18 protein-coding genes are annotated in these 21,049 nt (G+C 37.3%); 11 read left to right on the top strand and 7 right to left on the bottom strand.

Annotated features, from left to right (window positions below; genetic code table 11):
• Positions 1-60: 60 nt before the first annotated feature.
• On the bottom strand, positions 61-2,595 hold the full coding sequence (locus tag FW768_RS00220) for a phosphoenolpyruvate carboxylase (RefSeq protein ID WP_153391286.1): 2,535 nt from the start codon (positions 2,593-2,595) through the stop codon (positions 61-63).
• Positions 2,596-2,727: 132 nt separating this feature from the next.
• Between FW768_RS00220 and FW768_RS00215 the strand changes: the two genes are divergently transcribed.
• The 7 genes from FW768_RS00215 (at position 2,728) to FW768_RS00185 (ending at position 8,246) form a co-directional block, all read left to right on the top strand.
• Positions 2,728-3,498, top strand: coding sequence for a hypothetical protein (locus FW768_RS00215; RefSeq protein WP_153391284.1), 771 nt, complete (start codon positions 2,728-2,730; stop codon positions 3,496-3,498).
• A 178-nt stretch (positions 3,499-3,676) separates the two neighbouring features.
• Positions 3,677-3,955, top strand: coding sequence for a hypothetical protein (locus FW768_RS00210; RefSeq protein ID WP_153391282.1), 279 nt, complete (start codon positions 3,677-3,679; stop codon positions 3,953-3,955).
• Between the two features lie 296 nt (positions 3,956-4,251).
• Positions 4,252-4,863: a hypothetical protein gene (locus tag FW768_RS00205; RefSeq protein ID WP_153391280.1), complete on the top strand. Its 612-nt coding sequence runs from the start codon at positions 4,252-4,254 to the stop codon at positions 4,861-4,863.
• A 73-nt stretch (positions 4,864-4,936) separates the two neighbouring features.
• On the top strand, positions 4,937-5,353 hold the full coding sequence (locus tag FW768_RS00200) for a hypothetical protein (protein ID WP_153391278.1): 417 nt from the start codon (positions 4,937-4,939) through the stop codon (positions 5,351-5,353).
• Positions 5,354-5,477: 124 nt separating this feature from the next.
• Positions 5,478-6,641, top strand: a complete 1,164-nt coding sequence (locus tag FW768_RS00195; protein WP_153391277.1) for an iron-containing alcohol dehydrogenase — start codon at positions 5,478-5,480, stop codon at positions 6,639-6,641.
• Positions 6,642-7,061: 420 nt separating this feature from the next.
• Entirely contained in the window at positions 7,062-7,523 is a 462-nt protein-coding gene (locus FW768_RS00190) for a lipocalin family protein (RefSeq protein ID WP_153391275.1), read from the top strand.
• A 66-nt stretch (positions 7,524-7,589) separates the two neighbouring features.
• Complete coding sequence (locus tag FW768_RS00185) at positions 7,590-8,246, top strand: GDSL-type esterase/lipase family protein (RefSeq protein WP_153391273.1); 657 nt, start codon at positions 7,590-7,592, stop codon at positions 8,244-8,246.
• 77 nt (positions 8,247-8,323) lie between these two features.
• Here the strand turns inward: FW768_RS00185 and FW768_RS00180 are convergent, their stop codons facing one another.
• The 3 genes from FW768_RS00180 to FW768_RS00170 form a co-directional block, all read right to left on the bottom strand.
• A complete protein-coding gene (locus FW768_RS00180) occupies positions 8,324-9,676 on the bottom strand; it encodes a DEAD/DEAH box helicase (protein WP_153391271.1) in 1,353 nt (450 codons plus the stop codon).
• Between the two features lie 96 nt (positions 9,677-9,772).
• Positions 9,773-10,276, bottom strand: a complete 504-nt coding sequence (locus FW768_RS00175) for a hypothetical protein (protein ID WP_231128601.1) — start codon at positions 10,274-10,276, stop codon at positions 9,773-9,775.
• 18 nt (positions 10,277-10,294) lie between these two features.
• On the bottom strand, positions 10,295-11,944 hold the full coding sequence (locus tag FW768_RS00170) for an ABC1 kinase family protein (RefSeq protein ID WP_153391269.1): 1,650 nt from the start codon (positions 11,942-11,944) through the stop codon (positions 10,295-10,297).
• 87 nt (positions 11,945-12,031) lie between these two features.
• Here FW768_RS00170 and FW768_RS00165 point away from each other — a divergent pair, with 87 nt between their 5' ends.
• The 4 genes from FW768_RS00165 (at position 12,032) to FW768_RS00155 (ending at position 15,794) form a co-directional block, all read left to right on the top strand.
• Complete coding sequence (locus FW768_RS00165; protein WP_153391267.1) at positions 12,032-12,844, top strand: tetratricopeptide repeat protein; 813 nt, start codon at positions 12,032-12,034, stop codon at positions 12,842-12,844.
• Positions 12,845-12,971: 127 nt separating this feature from the next.
• On the top strand, positions 12,972-13,136 hold the full coding sequence (locus FW768_RS23455; protein ID WP_185113845.1) for a hypothetical protein: 165 nt from the start codon (positions 12,972-12,974) through the stop codon (positions 13,134-13,136).
• Positions 13,137-13,238: 102 nt separating this feature from the next.
• Positions 13,239-14,051 carry an AraC family transcriptional regulator gene (locus FW768_RS00160; RefSeq protein ID WP_153391265.1) on the top strand — a complete coding sequence of 271 codons (813 nt, stop codon included), beginning with the start codon at positions 13,239-13,241 and terminating at the stop codon, positions 14,049-14,051.
• A gap of 66 nt (positions 14,052-14,117) precedes the next feature.
• Positions 14,118-15,794, top strand: a complete 1,677-nt coding sequence (locus FW768_RS00155; protein WP_153391263.1) for an alpha/beta hydrolase-fold protein — start codon at positions 14,118-14,120, stop codon at positions 15,792-15,794.
• A gap of 315 nt (positions 15,795-16,109) precedes the next feature.
• Here FW768_RS00155 and FW768_RS00150 read toward each other — a convergent pair whose 3' ends face one another.
• From FW768_RS00150 to purD, 3 genes are all read right to left on the bottom strand, one after another.
• A complete protein-coding gene (locus FW768_RS00150; protein WP_153391261.1) occupies positions 16,110-17,612 on the bottom strand; it encodes a carbon-nitrogen hydrolase family protein in 1,503 nt (500 codons plus the stop codon).
• Between the two features lie 490 nt (positions 17,613-18,102).
• Positions 18,103-19,632: a glutamine-hydrolyzing GMP synthase gene (gene guaA / locus FW768_RS00145; protein WP_153391259.1), complete on the bottom strand. Its 1,530-nt coding sequence runs from the start codon at positions 19,630-19,632 to the stop codon at positions 18,103-18,105.
• 173 nt (positions 19,633-19,805) lie between these two features.
• On the bottom strand, positions 19,806-21,044 hold the full coding sequence (gene purD / locus FW768_RS00140) for a phosphoribosylamine--glycine ligase (protein ID WP_153391257.1): 1,239 nt from the start codon (positions 21,042-21,044) through the stop codon (positions 19,806-19,808).
• Between the last annotated feature and the right edge of the window lie 5 nt (positions 21,045-21,049).

Here is a 21,049-nt window from a genome sequence, read left to right as displayed (position 1 = left end):
CAGGATTTATACATTTTTAAATAAAAATGCCTCTCTGACGAAAGGCATTTCTGTATCGAATTACGCCGAATTCCGGCTTGCATTAATGTTCCCGAATAAGGATCTGGTAACCAGTTTTTCATAGGCTTCCTTATTGCCTTCCCCTTTCTGGATCTTCATCAGTGCATATTGCTGAATACTGAGCAGCGGGAGTACAATTTTTTCACGGATTTTCACCGATTTTCTGGAAAGCGGGTCTTCTTCCTGAAGCATTTTGAATCCGGTAAGCTCCAGCATAATATCTCTGGAAAGCGTATATTCATCAAACAAAACATTCCAGAATGCACCGAATTTCGGATTATTTTTGATGTAATATGTCAGTGGGAAATAGGATTTATTCATACTCATCATCGAATTCAGAACTAAAGTTTTAAAGAAATCGGAACCTTTATACAGTTCTCTGACTTCCTCAAACCTTCCCTGCTCTTTCATCTGCTGCATGGCAAAACCAAATCCGAAAAATCCGGGAACGTTCTGCTTCAACTGTGACCATGAGCCTACAAACGGAATGGCTCTCAAGTCTTCAAACTTCAGTTCACTGCCGTTTCCTCTTTTGGATGGGCGGCTTCCGATATTGGTCTTTCCGTAATATTCCAGGGTACTCATCTCCTGAAGATACGGTACAAACATAGGATGCGCTTTCAGATCGGAATATTTTTTATAGCTGATGTCCGCCAGCTCAATGATAAGCTTTCTCTCTTTTTCCGTAAGATCCTTTTTGGAGTTTTTAAAGACATCGTTTTCTACTCCGGCGGTCAGAAGCTGTTCAAAATTGTATTTTGCCTGTTCTTTATTTCCGAAGATGCTGGTGATGGTCTGTCCCTGAATCGTCAGCTCTATTTTGTTGTTGGCAATGGTATTTCCCTGCGAAGCATAGAAATCGTGGGTTTTCCCTCCTCCTCTTGCAGGCGGACCTCCTCTGCCATCAAAGAATACCACCTTAATTCCATTCTGAACGGAAAGTTTCGTTAAAACTTCTTTGGCTTTGTAAATTTCCCAGTTGGCCTTCAGATAGCCTCCATCTTTGGTTCCGTCTGAAAAGCCGAGCATAATAGTCTGCTGATTGCCTCTTCTTTCAAGATGCTTTTTGTAAACAGGGTGCTGATAAAGTTCGTTCATCACCTGCTCTGCGTTGGCAAGCCCTTCCATAGTTTCGAACAGTGGAACAATATCCATATGAATTTCTTCCTCTTTATACCCGCAGATTTTGAAAAATGCGTATACATTCATCACATCTTTTACAGCATCAGAATTGGAAATGATATAGCGGTTCATTCCTCTGTTGCCGTTCAGCTTCTGAATTTCTGCCACCTGTGAAACCGTCAATAAGGTATCTTTCACAATATCTTCAAAATCATCCGGATTTACCTGCTCTGAAATCTCAATAAGTTTACTGAACTTTTCTGTCTCATCGGCCTGAATATCATTGTACACTTTTGCAAAAACCTCATCAATTACTTTCTGATGGATCCTGCTGTCCTGGCGGATATCCAATGTGGCAAAGTGAGTCCCGAAAATCATCACCCGGTCTCTGAAATTAACCAGCAGATCTAAAAACAGGGAATTGTGTTCATTGACGAGTATTTTCTCTGCTTCGTCAGCTCTTTTCAGAATATTATCTGCGGTAATATCTTTTCCATTAAAAATGGCATCATATAATTCATCATTCAGTTGCGACAGAACTTCTGAAACTCCTCTGAAGCTTAATCTTCTTCTGATAAATTTCAGATGGCTATAGTAAGATTTAAGAATTGCAGAACGGAGTTCTCCGGCTACTCTTTTGGTAACATCAGCCGTTACAAAAGGATTTCCGTCCCGGTCTCCGCCTGGCCAGAATCCAAGCTGTATAATATCTTCATGAAGATGGAAATGCCCGTTTCCAAAGGTCTTTTTAATCTTGGTAAAGAGTTCCCCGATGGTGTCGTAATACACATACCTCAAATAGGAGATAATGCTCAAAGCCTCATCAATCGGGGTAGGTTTTTCTTTGTTAACAAAAGGAGTTTTTCCCAGCTGCTGCAACAGCATATCGATCTGAGTAACGGAATCGCTGGTGATCGCTCCTCTCAGATCCTGAATGATCCGCTGTACAGAACTCGGATAAAACTGAGTCGGGTGTGCTGTAAACACAACTTTTACGGTGAAATCCTTCAGTTTTTCACGTACTTTTTCAAGCTTATGATCCTGATAAGAGCGTTCAAACATATTGGTTACCGTTCCGTTATCACTTTCGGAGTGAAGGTTGGGAAATGCCGCATCTTCAATACTGTCAAAAAGAACTACCTGCCTTTCGATATACTGAATAATCTTGAAAAGCAGTTCCAGTTTCTGTTCTTCTGACTGGAGATCTGTATGGTTTTTAAAGAATTCTTCAACGATTTCTTCGGGGGTCTTTCCTGCTTCATAGCCATTCCGGCTTTCTTCGTAAAGGAACGGTAGGAGCATCCCGATATTCGTCATTTTATCATAGGGCAGGCTCATAAATAATGAATTGTAGATCTGGAATTTATTCTCCACGATCTGCCTGAATTTTTCTGCGCGTTGGTCGTGTATCATATTAACAAATGTAGTGGATTTGCTTTTAATTTACGCGTGTTTTTTTTTCAAAAAACAATTAATTTCTACCTGCCTACAGATCTTTTGGTTATTCTCTGGTAATCATTATTTTTGCAGAATAAAAACGAACTAATGATGAAAGACTTTATAAAACAAATACTGGTAATATCCTTTTCTTTTATTTTTTTATGTTTTAAAGCTCAACACACGGAACAAAACGTAAGCAGCTGGATTGTATTTGTGAATCCTTCTGATTTTTCAAATTCTTTCAAAACTGAGCTATCAAAGCAGCTTAAAGAAAGTCTTTTCAGTTTGATTAATCTCGATAAAAACAGTGAAAACCCTGTAACTCTGGCCATCGGCCTGGAGAAAACAGAATATAAACTTCTAAATGGAGGTTTGTCCATCAATGCTACTATTATTACTAAAGAAGATGGTTCTTCTTATCCTGTAACAATAAACTGGAAATCTGATTCGTTCAGCGATGTAAAGAGAATTCAGAAAAGTGACATTTCCGGCAAGCAGGTTATTTTCAATTGGGGCGATGATTTTCCAAAGAAGGAATTGATTGAGATCATCACCCGTGAAAAGATATATGAAGTAACCAACGGATTGCATTATATCATTAATCCTATGTATTATCCGGACCTTTCTATTATTTTAAAAACAGAAAAAGAGCTTAGTCTCCCTGAAGCTAAAATCATCGAGAATATCTTTAAAGTAAGAAAGGATGTTTATGTTTCTGAATTATCTGATAATTTCATCATGTTGGATTTTCAGATTGACAGCCTAAATTTTACGGACAATATTTATAATAAGAACATGCTTTATTTAAAAGAATGTATTGATAAAATTTCAAAGCTGGATTTTGCAGGGAAAATTAAAAGTATAGAAATTAAATAAGGAAGTAATGAATATCACACAATTTTTAACAATAATTTCAGTAGTAACTTTAATGAACTCCTGTTCACCTCACAGGTCTATACCGAAAGATATAAAAAAGGAAATCAATACCATTGATCATAATAAGTTTAACACTGAGTTGGATCTTTTACAAGAATCAATGCTAACTTATATGGAGATGGGAAATCCTTCATATAAAAAGAAAGATGTTGAGGAATGTATTCATATTCTTAAGCTATATCTGAAGAATATATCAGCTTCAACATCCAAAAATGAAGGTATGAATCTTGTACAATCCACTATCGAAAAATTAAACAGTCTCAATGAGAGATGCAGTTCGACTTTAATAGAAACCAATGAAAGAGAAATCATCACAAATATCATTATTTCCGCAAGTGCAGACAAAGGTTACAACACTATAGACGAAGACATTACGGAACAATGGCGTAAATGGTAAACCAATACAATTAATTATGGGCTACATCAGGGCATATTACGAACAGATCCTGCCTCTTCAGGAATCAGAATGGGCTTTTATTGCATTGAATATTCTGACCTGTATTTTGTTATAAAACTTTTGCAAGATTTACAGCCGGAAATCATCTGAAGCCAATGACCAGAAAGCCGGTGGAATCGAAACTGAAGAGAATTATGAGTGGAGCTACAAGTCCCGGTTATGCAATGAAGTTTTTGTAAACATCTTGTATTTCAACTTCAGCGGGCATTTCGTAAATTTGCAGGAAACCTCTCTTCATGAAAATGATCTTTGCTGTTTCTCTGCTGCTATCCAATCTGTTCTTTGCACAGGTTACAGTTCCTGATGATTTTAAAAAGATCCCGGATATCATGGATAATGCTGATCTCCTCTATCCTTTCATTATTCCAGACAAAAGTTATGAATACTGGCGGGTCCTCCGAAATGATCCCGATCCGGATAAAGCAATCATTTACGACAGTCAGATGCCTGAATCAATGACCATCAATGATCCTGCTCCTGAAAAAGGCTTTTTCCAGCAGTGCTTGGGAAATGCATGTTTTTCATACATTCTAGCCTGTAAAAACAGCCGTACCATCTACTTCTCCAATGAACAGCAGTTAAGAGATTTTATTGGAACGGTAGATAATCTTCCGGAAGCCCTCTTATTGGCCAAAACCTATGGTTTTTCGGTAGATTTCAGCAATACACTGAGCAGTTCTTATAAAATAGACAATCGTCATATTGATCTTTACGTTTCCAAACCGAAGAACTGTCCGGAAGTTAAAGAATCTTACCGGGTTAAAATCAATAGGAAAACAGGAAAGGCAGAGTTCAAAAGTAACGGAATTTATGGACCTGATAAAGAATGTATTTCTTCCAAAAACTGAGTTTGAACTTCATATAAAAAGTTCTGATAATAATTTGTAACTTGGCGGTATATCTTAATTCTAACCTCTGAATATGAAACAACTGCTCCTTTTATTTTCAATTATTTTATTTTTCAGTTCCTGTGAAAAAGACTGCTACAATCCTCCGCAGCCTATAGTTTTTGAATTCGTTAACAAATCCGGGGAAAATCTTATAGAAAACGGAGAACTGACCAATATGACGGTTCAGGAAGATGCCGGAAACGGAAACTATATCGGAGTAGAGCTTACCAAAACCAGTGATCATAAAGTTATTTTAGAAAAGGTAGGTGCCTTTGACGGAGAAAAAAATTATAAATTCTATTCCAATGTCAATGTATTTGATTTTTCCATCAAATCATCAAAGTTTACAGCGGGATGTGAAGGATACCAGATCAAAAGTCTGGTTTTTAAGAATGTTATTAATGCAACTGATGAAAAGGGTTATTATAAAATCGTACTGAAAAATTAATTTCCTCCGTTTCACAAAAAAACTTCCATAGTTTTTATGAAAGGCCATGATAAGAATTTTAAAATTTCATTAACGCAGTTTTCATTAGTCTTTCCGTAAATTTGGATAAAATAAATTTAGAACAATGCTTAATTTCGAGTTTAAAAATCCAACTAAAATACTTTTCGGGAAAGGAGAAATCGCTAAAATCTCCAAAGAAGTTCCTCAAGACGCCAGAATACTCATGATCTATGGAGGCGGAAGCATCAAAAATAACGGAGTGTATGATCAGGTAAAAGAGGCCTTGAAGGGCCATGAGCTGTATGAATTCGGAGGGGTTCCTGCCAATCCTGAGTATGAGGTTCTGATGGATGCTTTACGTTTTATCAAAGAAAAAAACATCAACTTTTTATTGGCCGTTGGAGGCGGATCTGTCATCGACGGGACCAAGTTCCTTTCTGCTGCTGCCAACTACGACGGTGAACCTTGGGATATTCTGAGAAAATCCGTGAGAACTTTCGAAGGTGAAGGAATGCCTTTCGGAAGTATTCTTACCCTTCCTGCTACAGGTTCTGAAATGAACTCAGGCTACGTAATCTCAAGAAGAGAAACCGATGAAAAATTATCCTCTGGCGGACCGGGACTTTTCCCTCTGTTTTCTGTCTTGGATCCTGAAGTAATCAGAACCATTCCTAAAAACCAGATCGTAAACGGTATTACAGACGCTTATACCCACGTTCTTGAACAGTATATGACGGCTCCTTCTTCTGCAGACTTGCAGGAAAGAATTGCAGAAAGTATCCTGATCAGCCTTCAGGAAACAGCTCCCAAAGTACTGGCAGATGATTTCAACTATGATGCTGCCGGAAATTTCATGTGGTGCTGCACAATGGCTTTAAACGGGCTTATTCAGAAAGGAGTGATCACAGACTGGGCTGTACATGCTATGGGACATGAGCTTACAGCATACTTCGGAATTGATCACGCAAGGACATTAGCCGTTATTGCGCCTTCTCATTACCGATATAATTTTGAAACGAAAAAAGGTAAATTAGCACAATACGCGGAAAGAGTTTGGGGAATTAAAGACGGAACCTTAGAAGAAAAAGCCGAACAGGGAATTAAAAAACTGGAAGAATTCTTCCACAGCCTGCATATTAAAACCAGACTTTCCGAATACACAGAAGATTATAACGGAACCGCCGAAAGAGTTGAGAAAGCCTTTACGGAAAGAAACTGGGTAGGATTGGGTGAACACAAAAAACTGACTCCTCAGGATGCTTATAAGATTGTAGAAATGAGCTATTAATTTATTAAATTTTGCGTTGGGCTAAAGCCTAAAATGTGATTAATAATACAAAGTAAGCGGACTTTAGTCCGCTCCTATTGAATATGGCAGTCTTGTCATTATAATACCTAAAAAGCGAGTTGAAATTCATCATTAATTTGTATTTTTAAACAATGGTGATACTTGGAAAGTATAATGAGAGAAGCAGGCGGGCTAAAGGCCTCCCAGTGATATTTATTTTTCAAGGCATACTGAGATTCACTTGTGTTAGATTTTATTTTTTTTCGTCATTATTATTCTTTTCTGTGTGTTTCCGTGTTAAAAAACTCATATATTAACCCAAGAATCGTTTTATTTATAAACATTTGTTTAAAAAAGCTTTATTTCATTATAGATATTTCAAATTTATTTATATTTTAGCATATTCTTAAATTTGTGAAAATGAAAAAACGACTACTTTTATTTGCCTTTTCAGCGCTGGCACTTACTTCCTGTAACGATGACAATATGGAAGCCTATGAACTGGAGATGATGAGCGGGGATTGGAAAGTCAGCAAAATAGAGATTATTTCTGGAAAGGATAATAAAACTGTTATTAAAACTGAAGTTCCTACAGGTTGTATGGCCAATAATACACTTTATTTCAGAAGTGATCACTACATCAGCTATACTGCTTATTCAGGGACGGGGCTTGAATGTACACCCAATGCAAAAAATGATGGAGAATTTACTTACAACCAGGAATCCAAACTCCTGAGTACCAAATTTAAAAATGACGATGAAAAATGGTACAGAGTAGAAGTACTAACCAGCCAGGACCTGAAAGTTGCACAGCTTTTTGGGGCCTCCGATCAAAATGATGACGAAGTAGATGATGTTACCTACATTACTTATAAAAGATAATAGACAAGCTCCCGGTTTTATCGGGAGTTTTTCATTATTTTTACCTGTATTTTAAAACTGATTATAATGAAGAAGATTCTTTCAGCATTTCTGCTGCTGTATTTTGCCCTTTTCTTTTCACAGGAAAAAAAGCCGATGTTCTGGCAGGACATTCAGAATTTCAAAAAAGCCGATCAGGAAAACCCACCTCCCAAAGATGCCATTCTTCTCATAGGAAGCTCATCTTTCACCAAATGGACTGATGTTGCTGATTATTTTCCAGACAAAACAATTATTAACCGAGGTTTCGGAGGCTCACGCCTGACTGATCTCAATGATTTTGCTGATGACCTTTTAGCACCTTATCAACCAAAACAGATCATCATTTATTGTGGTGAGAATGATTTTGCTGATAATCATAAGCTGAAAGCACAAAAAGTAGTCAACAGATATAAAGCTTTTTACAGGAAAATACGTGAGAGGTTTCCCAATATTGAAATCGATTATATTTCCATCAAGTACTCTCCAAGCAGAGAAAAGCTATGGCCTCAGATGAAAATAGCCAATAAAAAGATCGCCGCTTTTATGAAGAAAGAATCCAATGCTGAATTTATTGATGTTACCAAGGCTATGGAAGATTCTAACGGAAAGGTAAGAAAAGAGATCTTCGTGGAAGATATGCTTCATTTTAAGCCGGAAGGATACCAAATCTGGGCTAAGGAAATGAAACCTTATATGAAATAAATTAATAAAAACTCCAAAAATAGACTGCCCCCAAAAAGTGTCTAACTTTTTGGGGGCAGTTTAAAACGAAGCTTTTTTTATTTCTTTTTCTTAGATTTTGAAATCGCTTTTTGCTGAGCTCTGTTGGCCCCAAACTTTTTAGGTGCTTTTCTTTTGGATGGGCCTCCCCAGTTTTCTTTTGTATTTTTGGCTTTCTTTTCGTGAAATGCTCCACCTCCTTCATTCAGTTTTACAGAGGCTGGATTTTTCATCGCAACAACCTCTTCTTCAGAAGCTATTTTCTTAGGATTGATCTTTACTTCTTCAGGGAAATCATTAAACTGAAGATCTTTATCCATTAAAAGCTCTATATCAAGAATTAAAGGTTCTTCCTTTTTAGTCACAAAAGTAATAGCCTTTCCATCTTTATCCGCTCTACCCGTTCTACCAATTCTGTGAATATACTGTTCCGGAATATCCGGTGTTTCAAAATTGATCACATGGGTAATATCTGAAATATCAAGACCTCTTGCCATAACATCGGTGGTAATCAATCCTCTGACCTCTTCCTTTTCAAATCTTTTCATAGCCTTAAGCCTGTAGTTCTGGGATTTGTTAGAGTGGATCACATCAAACTGCTCCGGGAAAAGTTCATCAATTTTGGTAAATAGGAGATCGGCGTTCTTTTTATTATTATTAAAAATCAACACCTTAGACATTTCATCATTATTCTTCAGTAAATGTTCAAGAAGGTTAATCTTAGTATTGAAATTTTCAACTTTATAAGCAGACTGTTCGATCTTTTCAAGGGGTGTTCCTGATTTTGCCAATGAAATTTCCACCGGACTTGCGAAATACTGATCCAGCATCTCATCTACGGCTTCTGTCATCGTTGCAGAGAAAAGGATATTCTGTCTCTTCTCTTTCATCATTTCAAAAATATGGGTCAGCTGCGGTCTGAAACCTAAATTAAGCATTTCATCAAATTCATCAATGATCAGCTTCTGTACTTCTTTCAGGGAAATAGCGTTGTCTATGGAAAGATCCATCACCCTTCCCGGTGTTCCCACTAAAATATCACAACCGTCATTGAATAATAATTTCTGAGTATTGATATTTTTCCCGCCATATATTCCGATCACTCTTGCGGTAATGTTTTCTGTCAGTTTTTCAAGAATTTCAGTTACCTGAACCACTAATTCTCTTGTAGGAACAAGTACCAAAACAGTTGGATTTCCTGTTTTACTGTATTTCCATGTCTTAAGAACGGGTAAAAGGTAAGCTAATGTTTTTCCTGTTCCGGTCTGCGCAATTCCCATTACATCTCTTCCGGAAAGTATAGGCTTTAAGCTCTTCTCCTGAATAGGGGTAGGCTCAAATAATTCCAGATCCGCTAAAACATCAAGAATTTTAACCGGCAGGTCAAAATCTGCAAAAGTGAGTTTTTCCATGGTGCAAAGATAGGCATTTAATTAGAAGTCAGAAATCAGAGACAGGAAGTTCACCACAAGAGTCGGAAGCCATCCGCTAAATGGCAAAAACTCCTACTACAGTTTAACACTTTTACTGCTTATTTTAATATCATCGTCCTCGAATTTGCTTGAGGTAATAATTACATATCCTTTCTTCTTCGGATCTTTTTTAATCGGGAATTTGTCTTCCTCCCATTGGGAACAGTGTGTGGAAATAGAAGGTACCAAAGGTTTCCAGCCTGTTTTACTTAACGTATATACATAAAATGCATGCCAGCAGCTGGTACACCAGTTAGGATAAAAGCCCAGATCATCTTTACCGTCATTATTAAGGTCTCCCAAATTGTATAAGGTTCCACTATTCGCCGTTGCAATAACGAATGGTTTCATGTTTTTATCACTGAAATAAACAGTGGTCTCACACTTTCCTTCGCATTCGTCTCCACAATCGCTTACTTTTACATAGGCATATTCTTTTGTTCCGTTTCCGTCAAAATCACCCTGAAGCTTTTCTCCAACTTCCTGAGCCATGAATAATGAACTGCAAAACGTTAGGACGGTTAAAATAAATGTTTTCATATTTTTTATAAGTGATGGTTATTTCCTGGCTACTCTCAACAACAATATAATGACTAATAATACGGAAAAAATAAAACCCAATATCGCTATCAGAGACAGCTCTCCTATTCTGGGTCCTGTTTCGGAAACAAAAACAATCGCCGTAGCAATGATATTGGCCCCCAGGATCATGGCTAAAACCAGATTAACCACGCTTGATTTGATCAGCTGGTTGGTTTTTTCAATGTTTTTGATTTCAGTGGATACGGTGAATTTATTTTCATCCAGTTTCTGTAAAACAGAACGGAGTTCTTTCGGGATTTCATCTACATTATCGGTGAAATTCATCATCCTGTCCATTCCGGTTTTTAACAGATTTTTGGGACTGATCTTTTTGGTAAATATTTTCCGGCTGTACGGGTGAAGGCTTTTCACAATATCCAGATCGGGATTGATATTTCTTCCTACTCCTTCTATCAGACTGATCCCTTTAAACAACAGATAAAAATAATCCGGCATATACAACCTGTTATGAGCCAGGATATCTTTCATTTTATTAATGATTACCTGTACATCAATATTCTGCAGCGAAGAACTGTGGACAAAATTGAGAATATCTTCCACATCATTTTCAAATCTTCTCTCATCGGGAATTTCATAACTGACCGCCATTTTTTTGAGATAACGGACTATTTTGTGTGGATTTTTAGCCACAAAACTCACAATAAGGTTTTCAAGGATCTCCTTATCATTGGGCTGAATCTTTCCTACGGCACCAAAATCAATGAAGACTACTTTCCCGTTCTTTTTCACGAGGATATTTCCGGCATGGGGATCAGCATGGAAAAAACCATAATCCAGGATCTGGGAAACGAACAGTCTCAATCCTACTTCCGAAACTTTTACCGGATCAATACCATTAGCTAAAAGCACTGATTTATCGGTTACCTTAATCCCATCGATGAATTCCATACAAAGAATATTGTTGTTGGAAAATTCTTCATAGACTTTCGGAACATAGGTTTCTTTGTTGTTCTTAAAATTCAGACGGAACTGCAGGATATTGTTTTTCTCATTGATGAGGGAAACTTCTTCCAACAGGGATCTTTCGAAGGTGGAAATAGCCTGTTTCAGGTTAAGCTTCTCTCCTATTTCCGAATAGGCAGATACCAGTTTTTCCATATCTTTGATCAGCAACAGATCATCTTCAATAACAGATTGTACATCCGGTTTTTTGAGCTTTAAAATGACAGGACTGCCATCAAGCAGAACGGCTTTATACACCTGAGCTATGGAAGCTGTGGCTAAAGGATCTTTAGTGATTTCCAGAAAGTGATCTCTAACCGAAATATTGAATTCATTTTCCAATGCTTCTTCTACGTTCATATCCACTGTTTCCACTTTATCCTGAAGCTTCTGCAATTCCTGAATCAGTTCCGGAGGCAGCAAATCTTCCCGGTTGCTGAATGTCTGGCCAAGTTTTACAAACGTGGGACCCAGCTCTTCCAATACAAGCCTGATTCTTTCGTAGACCGTTCCTTTTGATATCACCTCATCAGGATCTGAAGAAATCTGCTCCTGTTTATTTCCTGTATTCATCCTTGCCAGCATATCTTTAAATCCATATTTACTCAATACGGAAATAAGCCTGGCCGACCTTTTCAGTTTTCTTTGCTGCTTGTCAAACATAAATTTTAAATAGTAGGTGCAATTTACGTCAAAAAGTATTCCCATTTTTTATTACATTCGAAGACAGAAAACTATAATACCTTAATTATGAGAAAAACAATACTATTATTATTCTCACTCTTTAATTTTCATATTCTTTTCGGGCAATCTAACTATGATCTGGGCTACAAAGAATATGACCAGCAAAATTTTCAAAAAGCTATTTCTTATTTTGATAAAGCGATCAGCGCCAGGGAAAATATTTTTGATTCTTATTTATACAGAGGAATGTCATATCTCTACTCCTATGATGGTAAAAAATCCAAAGAGGATTTTGATAAAGTTCTTGAGTTAGACCCACAAAACTCCAAAGTTTATGCTTTTTATGGAAAATATTACGCATTAACCAATCAGTTTGCAAAAGCGGTGGAGAGTTATACTATTGCATTGGAAAGAACTCCCACAGATTACAGGCTGTATAGTGAAAGAGGAGCTTCCAAAGCTGAACTTGGCATGTATCATGAAGCTCTGGCTGATGCTGATATTTCTGTACAAAAACAGCCTCAAAATTATAGAGGTTATTTGAACCGGGGCTATATCAAAATGCGTATGGATAAGTTTGCTGAAGCGATAGACGACCTCAACACGTCATTAAGTCTGGAAAAATCAAAAAAAGGTTATGAGTACAGAGGAACAGCCTATGCTTTATTAAGAAAACATGATGCCGCATTGCAGGATTTTGAAAAGGCTCTGGAATACAATCCTAATGACCCTCTTATCCTTTATTATCAAGGTGAAGTTTTATTATCCACAGGCCAAAAAGAAAAGGCTTGTAAAAGTCTGTTGAAAAGCAAGCAATTAGGAAATAATGGTATTGATGATGTTATTCTTAAAGCAAAATGTTCAGAAACACTCAAATAAAAATTTCAACACAAAACCAGTATTTTGCATAATTAAATTCAATCATATTAAGAAAAAGCATCATTTATAATAAATTTGATATATTTACATGTACAAATATTAAAACAAATCCATAAAATATTACAACATGAAAAATTTACGTAACAGCAAACTGTCAAGAGAACAATTAAAAACTATTTCAGGAAGCGGTATCATTATCGGAAACTGTTCTAATAAGTGCTGTCCTGATGACGGAAGACCAAGATGCCCGGGAATGATTTGTCCGGCTGTGGTGTGCCCTAAATATGTATAAAATTTGAGAATATTTTAAATACAGAGCAGACTTTGATCTGCTCTTTTTTATTGGTTTATTTTGTAAATTGCACATATTTCAGAATAAGAATGAAGCTTGCCTATGAGAGAAAGATTTGAAACATTCCAACCGAAAAACCCGACAATCAAAAAGTATATTGATTATTATTACCTGGACCTGAAACCGCATAACAGCATCCATACATTTCAGTGTTTTCCGCACTTTAACAATACCATTTCTTTTCATAAATCCCATATTCAAACAGAAAAAGGGGATGTTGCTTTTGATGAGGCCGCTCAGGCACTTCAGATCTTCACTCCTATTCGCGAAAAGGTTCTCAACGTTGTACAATATGGAGAAGTTTACAGAATCGTGATTGTATTTCATCCTTTGGGAGTTCAGCAATTTTACAGAAACCTATCTTTTACGAAGAGTCTTAACCACCTTGAGTTCTTAAGTCCGGACGAACTAAATAAAGTTTTTTCGACGACAGATACGCAACTGCTTACTCATTTACTGGATGCTTCTCTGAAAAAAAGATTCATTCCCTTCGAAAATTCTATTCTGGAAAAGTCCATTCAGTATATATTCAATCATTGTGAAAGTTTTACCGTGACTGAACTTTCTGACACCATAGGAATCAGCAGACAGCATCTGAACAGAAACTTTCAAGCTCATTTAGGCGTCTCGGTTAAAAAGTTTCATGAAATTGTTCTCTTCAGAAAAACAGTAAATGAAAAACTGTTTGAAAATCCGGACAGAAGTTTTACAGAACTGGCTTATGAATTTAATTTTAATGACCAGTCACATTTTAACAAGGCCTATAAAAACCTTACAGAAAACTCTCCAAAAAGTTTCTTTGACCAAGGAACCGTTTTAGGCAGCCAGGATACTTTCTGGCGTTTACTTCCCTGATGTGTTCCATTTTTACAATTTTCCTCGGCTTTTTATCTCTAGTTTTGCCTCATCAGATTTTAATGTATGAGGAATTATTTAACAATAGGTTTCATTTGGGCAGCATCTCTTATAAGTGGGCAGCAAAGTTATTCAGTCCTGACCCAAAAGGCATCGGACCTCATGGAGGAAACGGAAAACGGAGCCGATTATCAGAAGGCCTTCAACCTATATGAAGAGGCTTTCAGAATGTATCCCGACAGCATCGACGGAACGGGGCTTTATAATGCGTCTGTTTTAGCTTCAGAACTGAAAAACTATGATAAGGCTTTCCAATATCTTACTCCACTTATTAAAATAAAAGCTACAGAAAGCACTTATCCGGGATGGAGCTATATTGAAGATGAATCTTCAGAAAGTGACTATAAAAACCTGCTGGCTGATCCAAGATGGAAAGCCCTGAAGCAAAGTACAGTGCCTTATAAAGAAGAGTTTTACAATAATTTAAAGAAAATTCAGGACGAGTTTTTCCAGATGAAAGAATATTCTTTTAATGAGAAGGAAAATGCTGATGTATTGTACAATCATATAAAAAACTATGCTCCGTTTCTACCCAAAGCACAGCGGAATTATTCTGTTTCATTCAAAATAAATGATTCTGCCACAACTTCTTATCTTGTTCATTTACCGAAAGACTATAATCCGAAAAAAAAGTATCCACTTTTATTTTTTCTACATGGAGCCGTACGTTTCAGTACTTTAGCAGACTTTCAGATCCCTCAGCAAAATCTTGGAAGCTGGAACAGGTATTATACCAAGTATGCCGACTTAAATGATGTCATCCTGGTTTTCCCACAAGCCAGCAAAGCCTACAACTGGATGACCTCTGATGACGGTTTTTTCATGGTTCCCGAAATTCTGAAACAGATCAAAAGAACAATTAACGTTGATGACAACAAGGTTTTTATTTCAGGCCATTCCAATGGAGCAACCGGATCATTTTCCTATCTGATGAAGCAGCCTTCTCCGTTTACCGGCTTTTACGGCCTGAATACCTATCCTAAAGTTTTTACCGGCGGAACTTTTATCGAAAATATAAAAAACCGTTCGTTCATTAATTTTTCTACGGATCAGGATTACTATTATCCAACTAATGCTAATGACGATCTCACAAAAATGATGCATGGAATAAAGGCCGATTATAAGGAGTACCGTTATAATGGATTTCCGCATTCATTTCCTATGTACAATGCCTCCGAACCTGCTTATCAGATTATTTTTAATGATATGAAAAACCGGGAAAGAAATCCGTTTCCTAAAGAAATTTCGTGGGAATCTGATGATGAAAGATATGGAACTATTGACTGGTTATCCGATATAAAAAGGGATACGCTACGATCTGCAGCTGTTTGGCATAAAAAACTGAACTTCAAAATCACAAAATGGCTGAAATATGATAAAAATGACAGTTTAGTTGTTGAAAATACAGATAAAAATGCTTTTGACTTTCCAAGAAAATCAGGAAAAATAAAGGCTGAATATGCTCAGAATGTTTTCCGGATAGAGACTTCCCGTATCGGATCTTTTTCTATTAATATTTCTCCGGAAATGATTGATGTTGATAAAAAGGTTAAAGTTTTTATCAATGAAAAATTATATTTCAATGAAAAAGTAAAATATGACTGTGAATTTATGCTGAAGAATTTTGAGAGAAACAGGGATCGTGAGCAGATCTGGATTAACTACATTAATTTTAAAGTCTAAAGTACCCATTAATATTTCTTCCTCTAATTTTCATTGTATAATGCAGTTAAGAATCTTACAAGTTGGGACGTTTTTTTTATTAATCGCAAAGGCAGACAAAGATAATTAACAGCTGTGTGTTTAAGATAAACAAAGCCGCTTCGCTTATTTTTGAAATACAAGATTTTATCTAGATCTACATTTTTGAGAACTGAAATTATACTGGCTAAAGGCGAAATAAATTAATAGGTTCGCTAGTGCAATTTAGGAAGCAGATTTATGCCATAACAAAAACCACCTCTGCCGGGGTGGTTTTAAGTAATATAATAGTTGTTGTTATTTCAGATAGGTATCGTAAAGGTCTTTCCTTCTGTCTTTCATTACCTGAACGGAACCGTGGTGATGAAGGTCTTTCAGCAGATTGAGGTCTACATCCACAATCAGGGTCATTTCTGTATTGGGAGTTGCTTCTCCTTTCACGGCATTGGATGGAAACGCAAAATCAGACGGGGTAAATACGGCTGCCTGTCCAAACTGAATATCCATATTGTTCACCTTTGGAAGGTTTCCTACACAACCTGCAATGGCTACGTAACATTCATTTTCTATAGCTCTCGCTGCCGCACAGTGGCGGACTCTCATATAGGCGTTCTGTGTATCGGTAAGGTAAGGAACGAAAAGGATTTTCATTCCCTGATCTGCCAAAATCCTTGGCAATTCCGGAAATTCTACGTCATAACAGATGACCAATCCTATTTTTCCGCAGTCGGTATCAAATACTTTTATCTCACTGCCTCCTTTCATTCCGTAGTATCTCTTTTCATTCGGGGTGATATGAATTTTTCTGTATTCATCCATACGTCCGTCACGATGAAGAAGATAGCTTACATTATACAGTTCATTGTTTTCAAAAACAGGCATGCTACCGGAAATAATATTCACGTTATAGCTGATGGCCAGTTCTGAGATCTTTTCTTTTATCTGATCGGTAAGCTTGGCCAGTTCGATCATACTGTCTCTTTCTGAAAGTTTATTAAAGGGAGCCAGCAAAGGAGTATTGAACAATTCCGGAAACAGGACAAAGTCTGATTTGTAATCTCCCATTACATTCACGAAAAATTCTACCTGCTCATAAAACGCTTCAATATCTTTGAAATGCCTCATCTGCCACTGTACCAATCCCAAACGGATAATGCTGTCCTGCATGGTATTCGGGCGCTTGCTGTAATAAATATTATTCCACTGAAGAAGAACCGCATTTTCTCTTGATGCTTCATCTTCGGGAAGGTATTTTCTCAGAACCCTGATCGGCAGGAAATTATTGGAAAGCTGGAAAGACAATACGGGATCATAAATCTCTTTATCTCTTACCTTACGTATATATTCTCTTGGAGAAAATTCATGGCTGTATTTGTTGTAATTCGGGATTCTGCCGCCAAGGATAATGGATTTTAAGTTTAATAATTCGCAAAGCTCTTTCCGGGCATCATACAATCTCCTTCCGAGACGCAGTTCACGGAATTCAGGGTCTACAAACACTTCTATTCCGTACAGTACATTTCCGGTATCTGAATGGGTATTGAAGGTATAATTTCCTGTAATATCGCTGTAGGTATGATCGTCCCCGAATTCTTCATAGTTAACAATAATTGAAAGCGCCACGGCGGCCAGTTTTCCGTCTACCGTAATACAGATCTGCCCTTTCGGAAACATCCGGGTAAGCTTTTCAATGCTTTTTTTAGACCATATAGACTCCGACATCTGCGGGTAAGCCCTTTTCATCGTTTCTGCCAGTTCTTCATAATCCTGAACACTCAGGGGCCTTGTTTCTATTTGCATTTGATGTAATTTTACTTAAATTTAGGGAAAATATTTTATTTAAATCTTTATATAAAGGTACTTCTTCCATCATTTATATAAATTTAACTGCCATATTGTACATTTTATGATTCAGGCTCAAAAGCTGGAATCAACAAACGACCAGGATGAACATAAGCTTAGGATTATTTTTTTCTTATTATACTTTTTCTTGAAATCGAAGCTTCGACGTAGTCAAAAAAAGTATACAAAATTCAAGACCGGAATCATTCGCTAAAAATTGAGACTGCTTCCTGGGTCAATCCGGCAAACCTATTGCTCTTAGTTGAACTCTTTTGCTAAAATCATAAACTTAACAAAGTCTTATTTTAAAGTAAATGAGGATGTTCCATAATTATAAAATATATTATTCTCAAATTTTGTGACTGATTCTATTTTATTTATTTCAATAATATCCAATAAAAAATCCTACCCAAATGGGCAGGATTTATATTCTCAATTCAAGTTTAAATTATTCCCACTCAATGGTTGCTGGTGGTTTGCTTGAAATATCGTAAGCTACTCTGTTGATTCCTCTTACTTCGTTGATGATTCTGCTGGAAACGGTATCCAGGAACTCGTAAGGAAGTCTGCTCCACGTTGCCGTCATAAAGTCGATAGTGTTGGCTGAACGAACGACTGCGGTGTATTCGTAAGTTCTTTCGTCTCCCATAACTCCTACAGATTTTACGGGAAGAAGGACTACGAAAGCCTGGGATACTTTTTCATAAAGATCGTTTTTATACAGTTCTTCGATGAAAATATCGTCCGCTTCCTGAAGGATTCTTACTTTTTCTGCATCTACAGCTCCCAATACTCTGATTCCTAGTCCCGGACCAGGGAACGGGTGTCTGTATACCATATGGTGAGGAATGCCTAATTCTTCTCCAACTCTTCTTACTTCATCCTTGAAAAGCTCTCTTAATGGCTCTAATAACTCGAATTCCATATCTTCAGGAAGTCCTCCAACGTTGTGGTGAGACTTAATTACTGCAGATGGTCCGTTTACAGACTGGCTTTCGATTACATCAGGATAAATGGTTCCCTGAGCTAAGAATTTAGCGCCTTCAATTTTATGGGACTCTTCGTCAAATACGTGGATGAATTCGTTTCCGATGATCTTTCTTTTCGCCTCAGGATCATCTACTCCGGCTAATTTGGAAAGGAATCTTTCTTTAGCATCTACCATTTTAATGTTCATATGGAAATGCTCTCCATATTGATCCATTACTTTCTTCCCCTCATCTTTTCTCAATAATCCTGTATCTACGAAGATACAAGTCAATTGATCGCCAATTGCTTTATGGATCAAAACAGCTGCTACAGAAGAATCTACTCCTCCTGAAAGTCCAAGGATTACTTTGTTGTCTCCAACTTTCTCACGGATTTCTTCAACTGTTTTTTCGATATAATTGGTTAGTTTCCAGTTTTTTTCTGCATTACAGATTCCGAAAACGAAATTTTCCAACATTTTTCCGCCTTCTTCGGTATGGGAAACTTCCGGGTGGAACTGAACACAGTAAATTTTACTTTCTTCATTAGAGATGGAAGCAATTACTCCTGATTTTGCATTCAGTTTAAAGCCTGCCGGTAGTTCTCCTACTTCATCAAAGTGGCTCATCCATACTACAGAGTTTTGAGTGACTCCTTTCAGTAAAGAGCTTTCTTTAACGATCTCTAGGTTTGCTTTACCATATTCTCCTTTTTCTCCTTTGTTTACCTTACCTCCCAAAAGATGGGCAGTCATCTGCATTCCGTAGCAAATTCCAAGAACGGGAATTCCCTGTTCGTATAATGCTTTTTCTACCAGATGGGCATTTTCTGCGTTTACAGAGCTTGGTCCTCCGGAAAGAATGATTCCTTTAGGCTGTTTTGCTAAAATATCTTGTAAAGGTGTATTGTAAGGTAAGATTTCAGAGTATACTCCCATTTCACGGATTCTTCTTCCGATAAGCTGGTTGTACTGGGATCCGAAGTCTAAGATAATAATACCGTTGTTCATTTTTGATAATTGATAAATGATGATTAATTTAAAAGCTTTAAGCAATAGGCTTCAGGCTATAAGCTTTCCATACCGCAATAAGCATACTGCCTGTAGCCTAAAGCTTATTGCTTATTTAACTGTTTTACAAAAAAAGACTTGGAGGTGATCCAAATCTTTTTTCGTGATTTTTATTAAAACTTTCCGATGTCTTCTCTATAGAAACCGTAGTCGAAGTGTACGTGACCTGCGTCTTCGTAAACTTTCTTGCGGGCTTCATCGTAAGTAGCTCCTGTAGCTACAATGTTCAGCACTCTTCCACCGTTTGAAACTACTTTGTCTCCTCTTCTGATAGCTCCCGCATATAAAAGTTTGCTGTGTTTCATTTTATCTTCACCGGAGATTTCAAAACCGGTTTCGATGTTTCTTGGGTATCCTCCTGAACACATGACAAGACATACTGCTTTTTCGTCTTTGAATTTAAGCTCGATATCTTTTCCGTCCATACAATCCTGGATCACGTCCAAAAGATTGTTTTCCATAAGGGCCATCAGTACCTGAGTTTCTGGATCTCCAAATCTCATGTTGTATTCAAGAAGGTAAGTTCCGTTTTTGGTAACCATTAATCCGAAGAAAATGATTCCTTTGAAGCTGAAACCTTCTCCTTTAAGACCTTTAATGGTAGGTTCTAAAATATTTTTCTCGAAATCAGCGTAGTGTTCCTGCGTAAATTCCGGGCTTGGAGCTACTGATCCCATACCTCCTGTATTTGGACCTGTATCACCGTTTCCGGCTTTTTTATAATCTTTTGCTGCGATACACGGGAAAAGCTTTTCACCGTTTGAGAATGCAATGATGGAAGCTTCAAAACCTTGCAGATATTCTTCAATAACTAAACGGATTCCCGCGTCACCATAGATTCTTCTGATCATGAAGTCGTGGATGGTTGCTTCTGCTTCTTCCAGCGTATCACAGATCACCACTCCTTTTCCTCCTGCAAGACCGCTGGCCTTGATTACTAAAGGAAACTGCTGTTTCTGAACGTATTCTTTAGCATCGTTGTATGAATCAAATACTACAGCTTTAGCTGTTTTGATATCATAGGTCTGCATAAACTTCTTAGAGAAAGCTTTACTTCCTTCCAGGCTCGCCACTTTTTGAGTCGGACCGAAAACTTTCAGATCGTGCTTTTTAAATTCATCCTTCAAACCTGCTACCAGAGGTGCTTCCGGACCTACAATCGTAAGATCTACCTTTTCTTTGATCGCGAAATCTCTAAGTTCTTTGATTTCTGATAAATGAACATTTTTCCCTATTACATCGGTAGTAGCATTCCCGTTGGCAAAAAACATTTTAGAAATTCTCGGGTCATTCTGAAGCTTTGCTGCTAGAGCAGATTCTCTACCGCCTTCACCTATGATTAATATTCTCATACTTT

It is taken from the genome of Chryseobacterium vaccae (assembly GCF_009602705.1).
Lineage (GTDB): Bacteria > Bacteroidota > Bacteroidia > Flavobacteriales > Weeksellaceae > Chryseobacterium > Chryseobacterium vaccae.
Note: the sequence above shows the minus strand (reverse complement) of the source record. Positions and strands in the feature narration are given on the sequence as shown.

What these genes read in the sequence shown, in the direction of transcription:
- purD (WP_153391257.1), bottom strand. Translation starts at nt 21,044, where the DNA reads ATGAGAATATTAATCATAGGTGAAGGCGGTAGAGAATCTGCTCTAGCA.
- FW768_RS00210 (WP_153391282.1), top strand. Translation starts at nt 3,677, where the DNA reads ATGGGAAATCCTTCATATAAAAAGAAAGATGTTGAGGAATGTATTCAT.
- FW768_RS00220 (WP_153391286.1), bottom strand. Translation starts at nt 2,595, where the DNA reads ATGATACACGACCAACGCGCAGAAAAATTCAGGCAGATCGTGGAGAAT.
- FW768_RS00205 (WP_153391280.1), top strand. Translation starts at nt 4,252, where the DNA reads ATGAAAATGATCTTTGCTGTTTCTCTGCTGCTATCCAATCTGTTCTTT.
- FW768_RS00185 (WP_153391273.1), top strand. Translation starts at nt 7,590, where the DNA reads ATGAAGAAGATTCTTTCAGCATTTCTGCTGCTGTATTTTGCCCTTTTC.
- guaA (WP_153391259.1), bottom strand. Translation starts at nt 19,632, where the DNA reads ATGAACAACGGTATTATTATCTTAGACTTCGGATCCCAGTACAACCAG.
- FW768_RS00155 (WP_153391263.1), top strand. Translation starts at nt 14,118, where the DNA reads ATGAGGAATTATTTAACAATAGGTTTCATTTGGGCAGCATCTCTTATA.
- FW768_RS00215 (WP_153391284.1), top strand. Translation starts at nt 2,728, where the DNA reads ATGATGAAAGACTTTATAAAACAAATACTGGTAATATCCTTTTCTTTT.
- FW768_RS00170 (WP_153391269.1), bottom strand. Translation starts at nt 11,944, where the DNA reads ATGTTTGACAAGCAGCAAAGAAAACTGAAAAGGTCGGCCAGGCTTATT.
- FW768_RS23455 (WP_185113845.1), top strand. Translation starts at nt 12,972, where the DNA reads ATGAAAAATTTACGTAACAGCAAACTGTCAAGAGAACAATTAAAAACT.
- FW768_RS00195 (WP_153391277.1), top strand. Translation starts at nt 5,478, where the DNA reads ATGCTTAATTTCGAGTTTAAAAATCCAACTAAAATACTTTTCGGGAAA.
- FW768_RS00175 (WP_231128601.1), bottom strand. Translation starts at nt 10,276, where the DNA reads ATGAAAACATTTATTTTAACCGTCCTAACGTTTTGCAGTTCATTATTC.
- FW768_RS00200 (WP_153391278.1), top strand. Translation starts at nt 4,937, where the DNA reads ATGAAACAACTGCTCCTTTTATTTTCAATTATTTTATTTTTCAGTTCC.
- FW768_RS00190 (WP_153391275.1), top strand. Translation starts at nt 7,062, where the DNA reads ATGAAAAAACGACTACTTTTATTTGCCTTTTCAGCGCTGGCACTTACT.
- FW768_RS00165 (WP_153391267.1), top strand. Translation starts at nt 12,032, where the DNA reads ATGAGAAAAACAATACTATTATTATTCTCACTCTTTAATTTTCATATT.
- FW768_RS00180 (WP_153391271.1), bottom strand. Translation starts at nt 9,676, where the DNA reads ATGGAAAAACTCACTTTTGCAGATTTTGACCTGCCGGTTAAAATTCTT.
- FW768_RS00160 (WP_153391265.1), top strand. Translation starts at nt 13,239, where the DNA reads ATGAGAGAAAGATTTGAAACATTCCAACCGAAAAACCCGACAATCAAA.
- FW768_RS00150 (WP_153391261.1), bottom strand. Translation starts at nt 17,612, where the DNA reads ATGCAAATAGAAACAAGGCCCCTGAGTGTTCAGGATTATGAAGAACTG.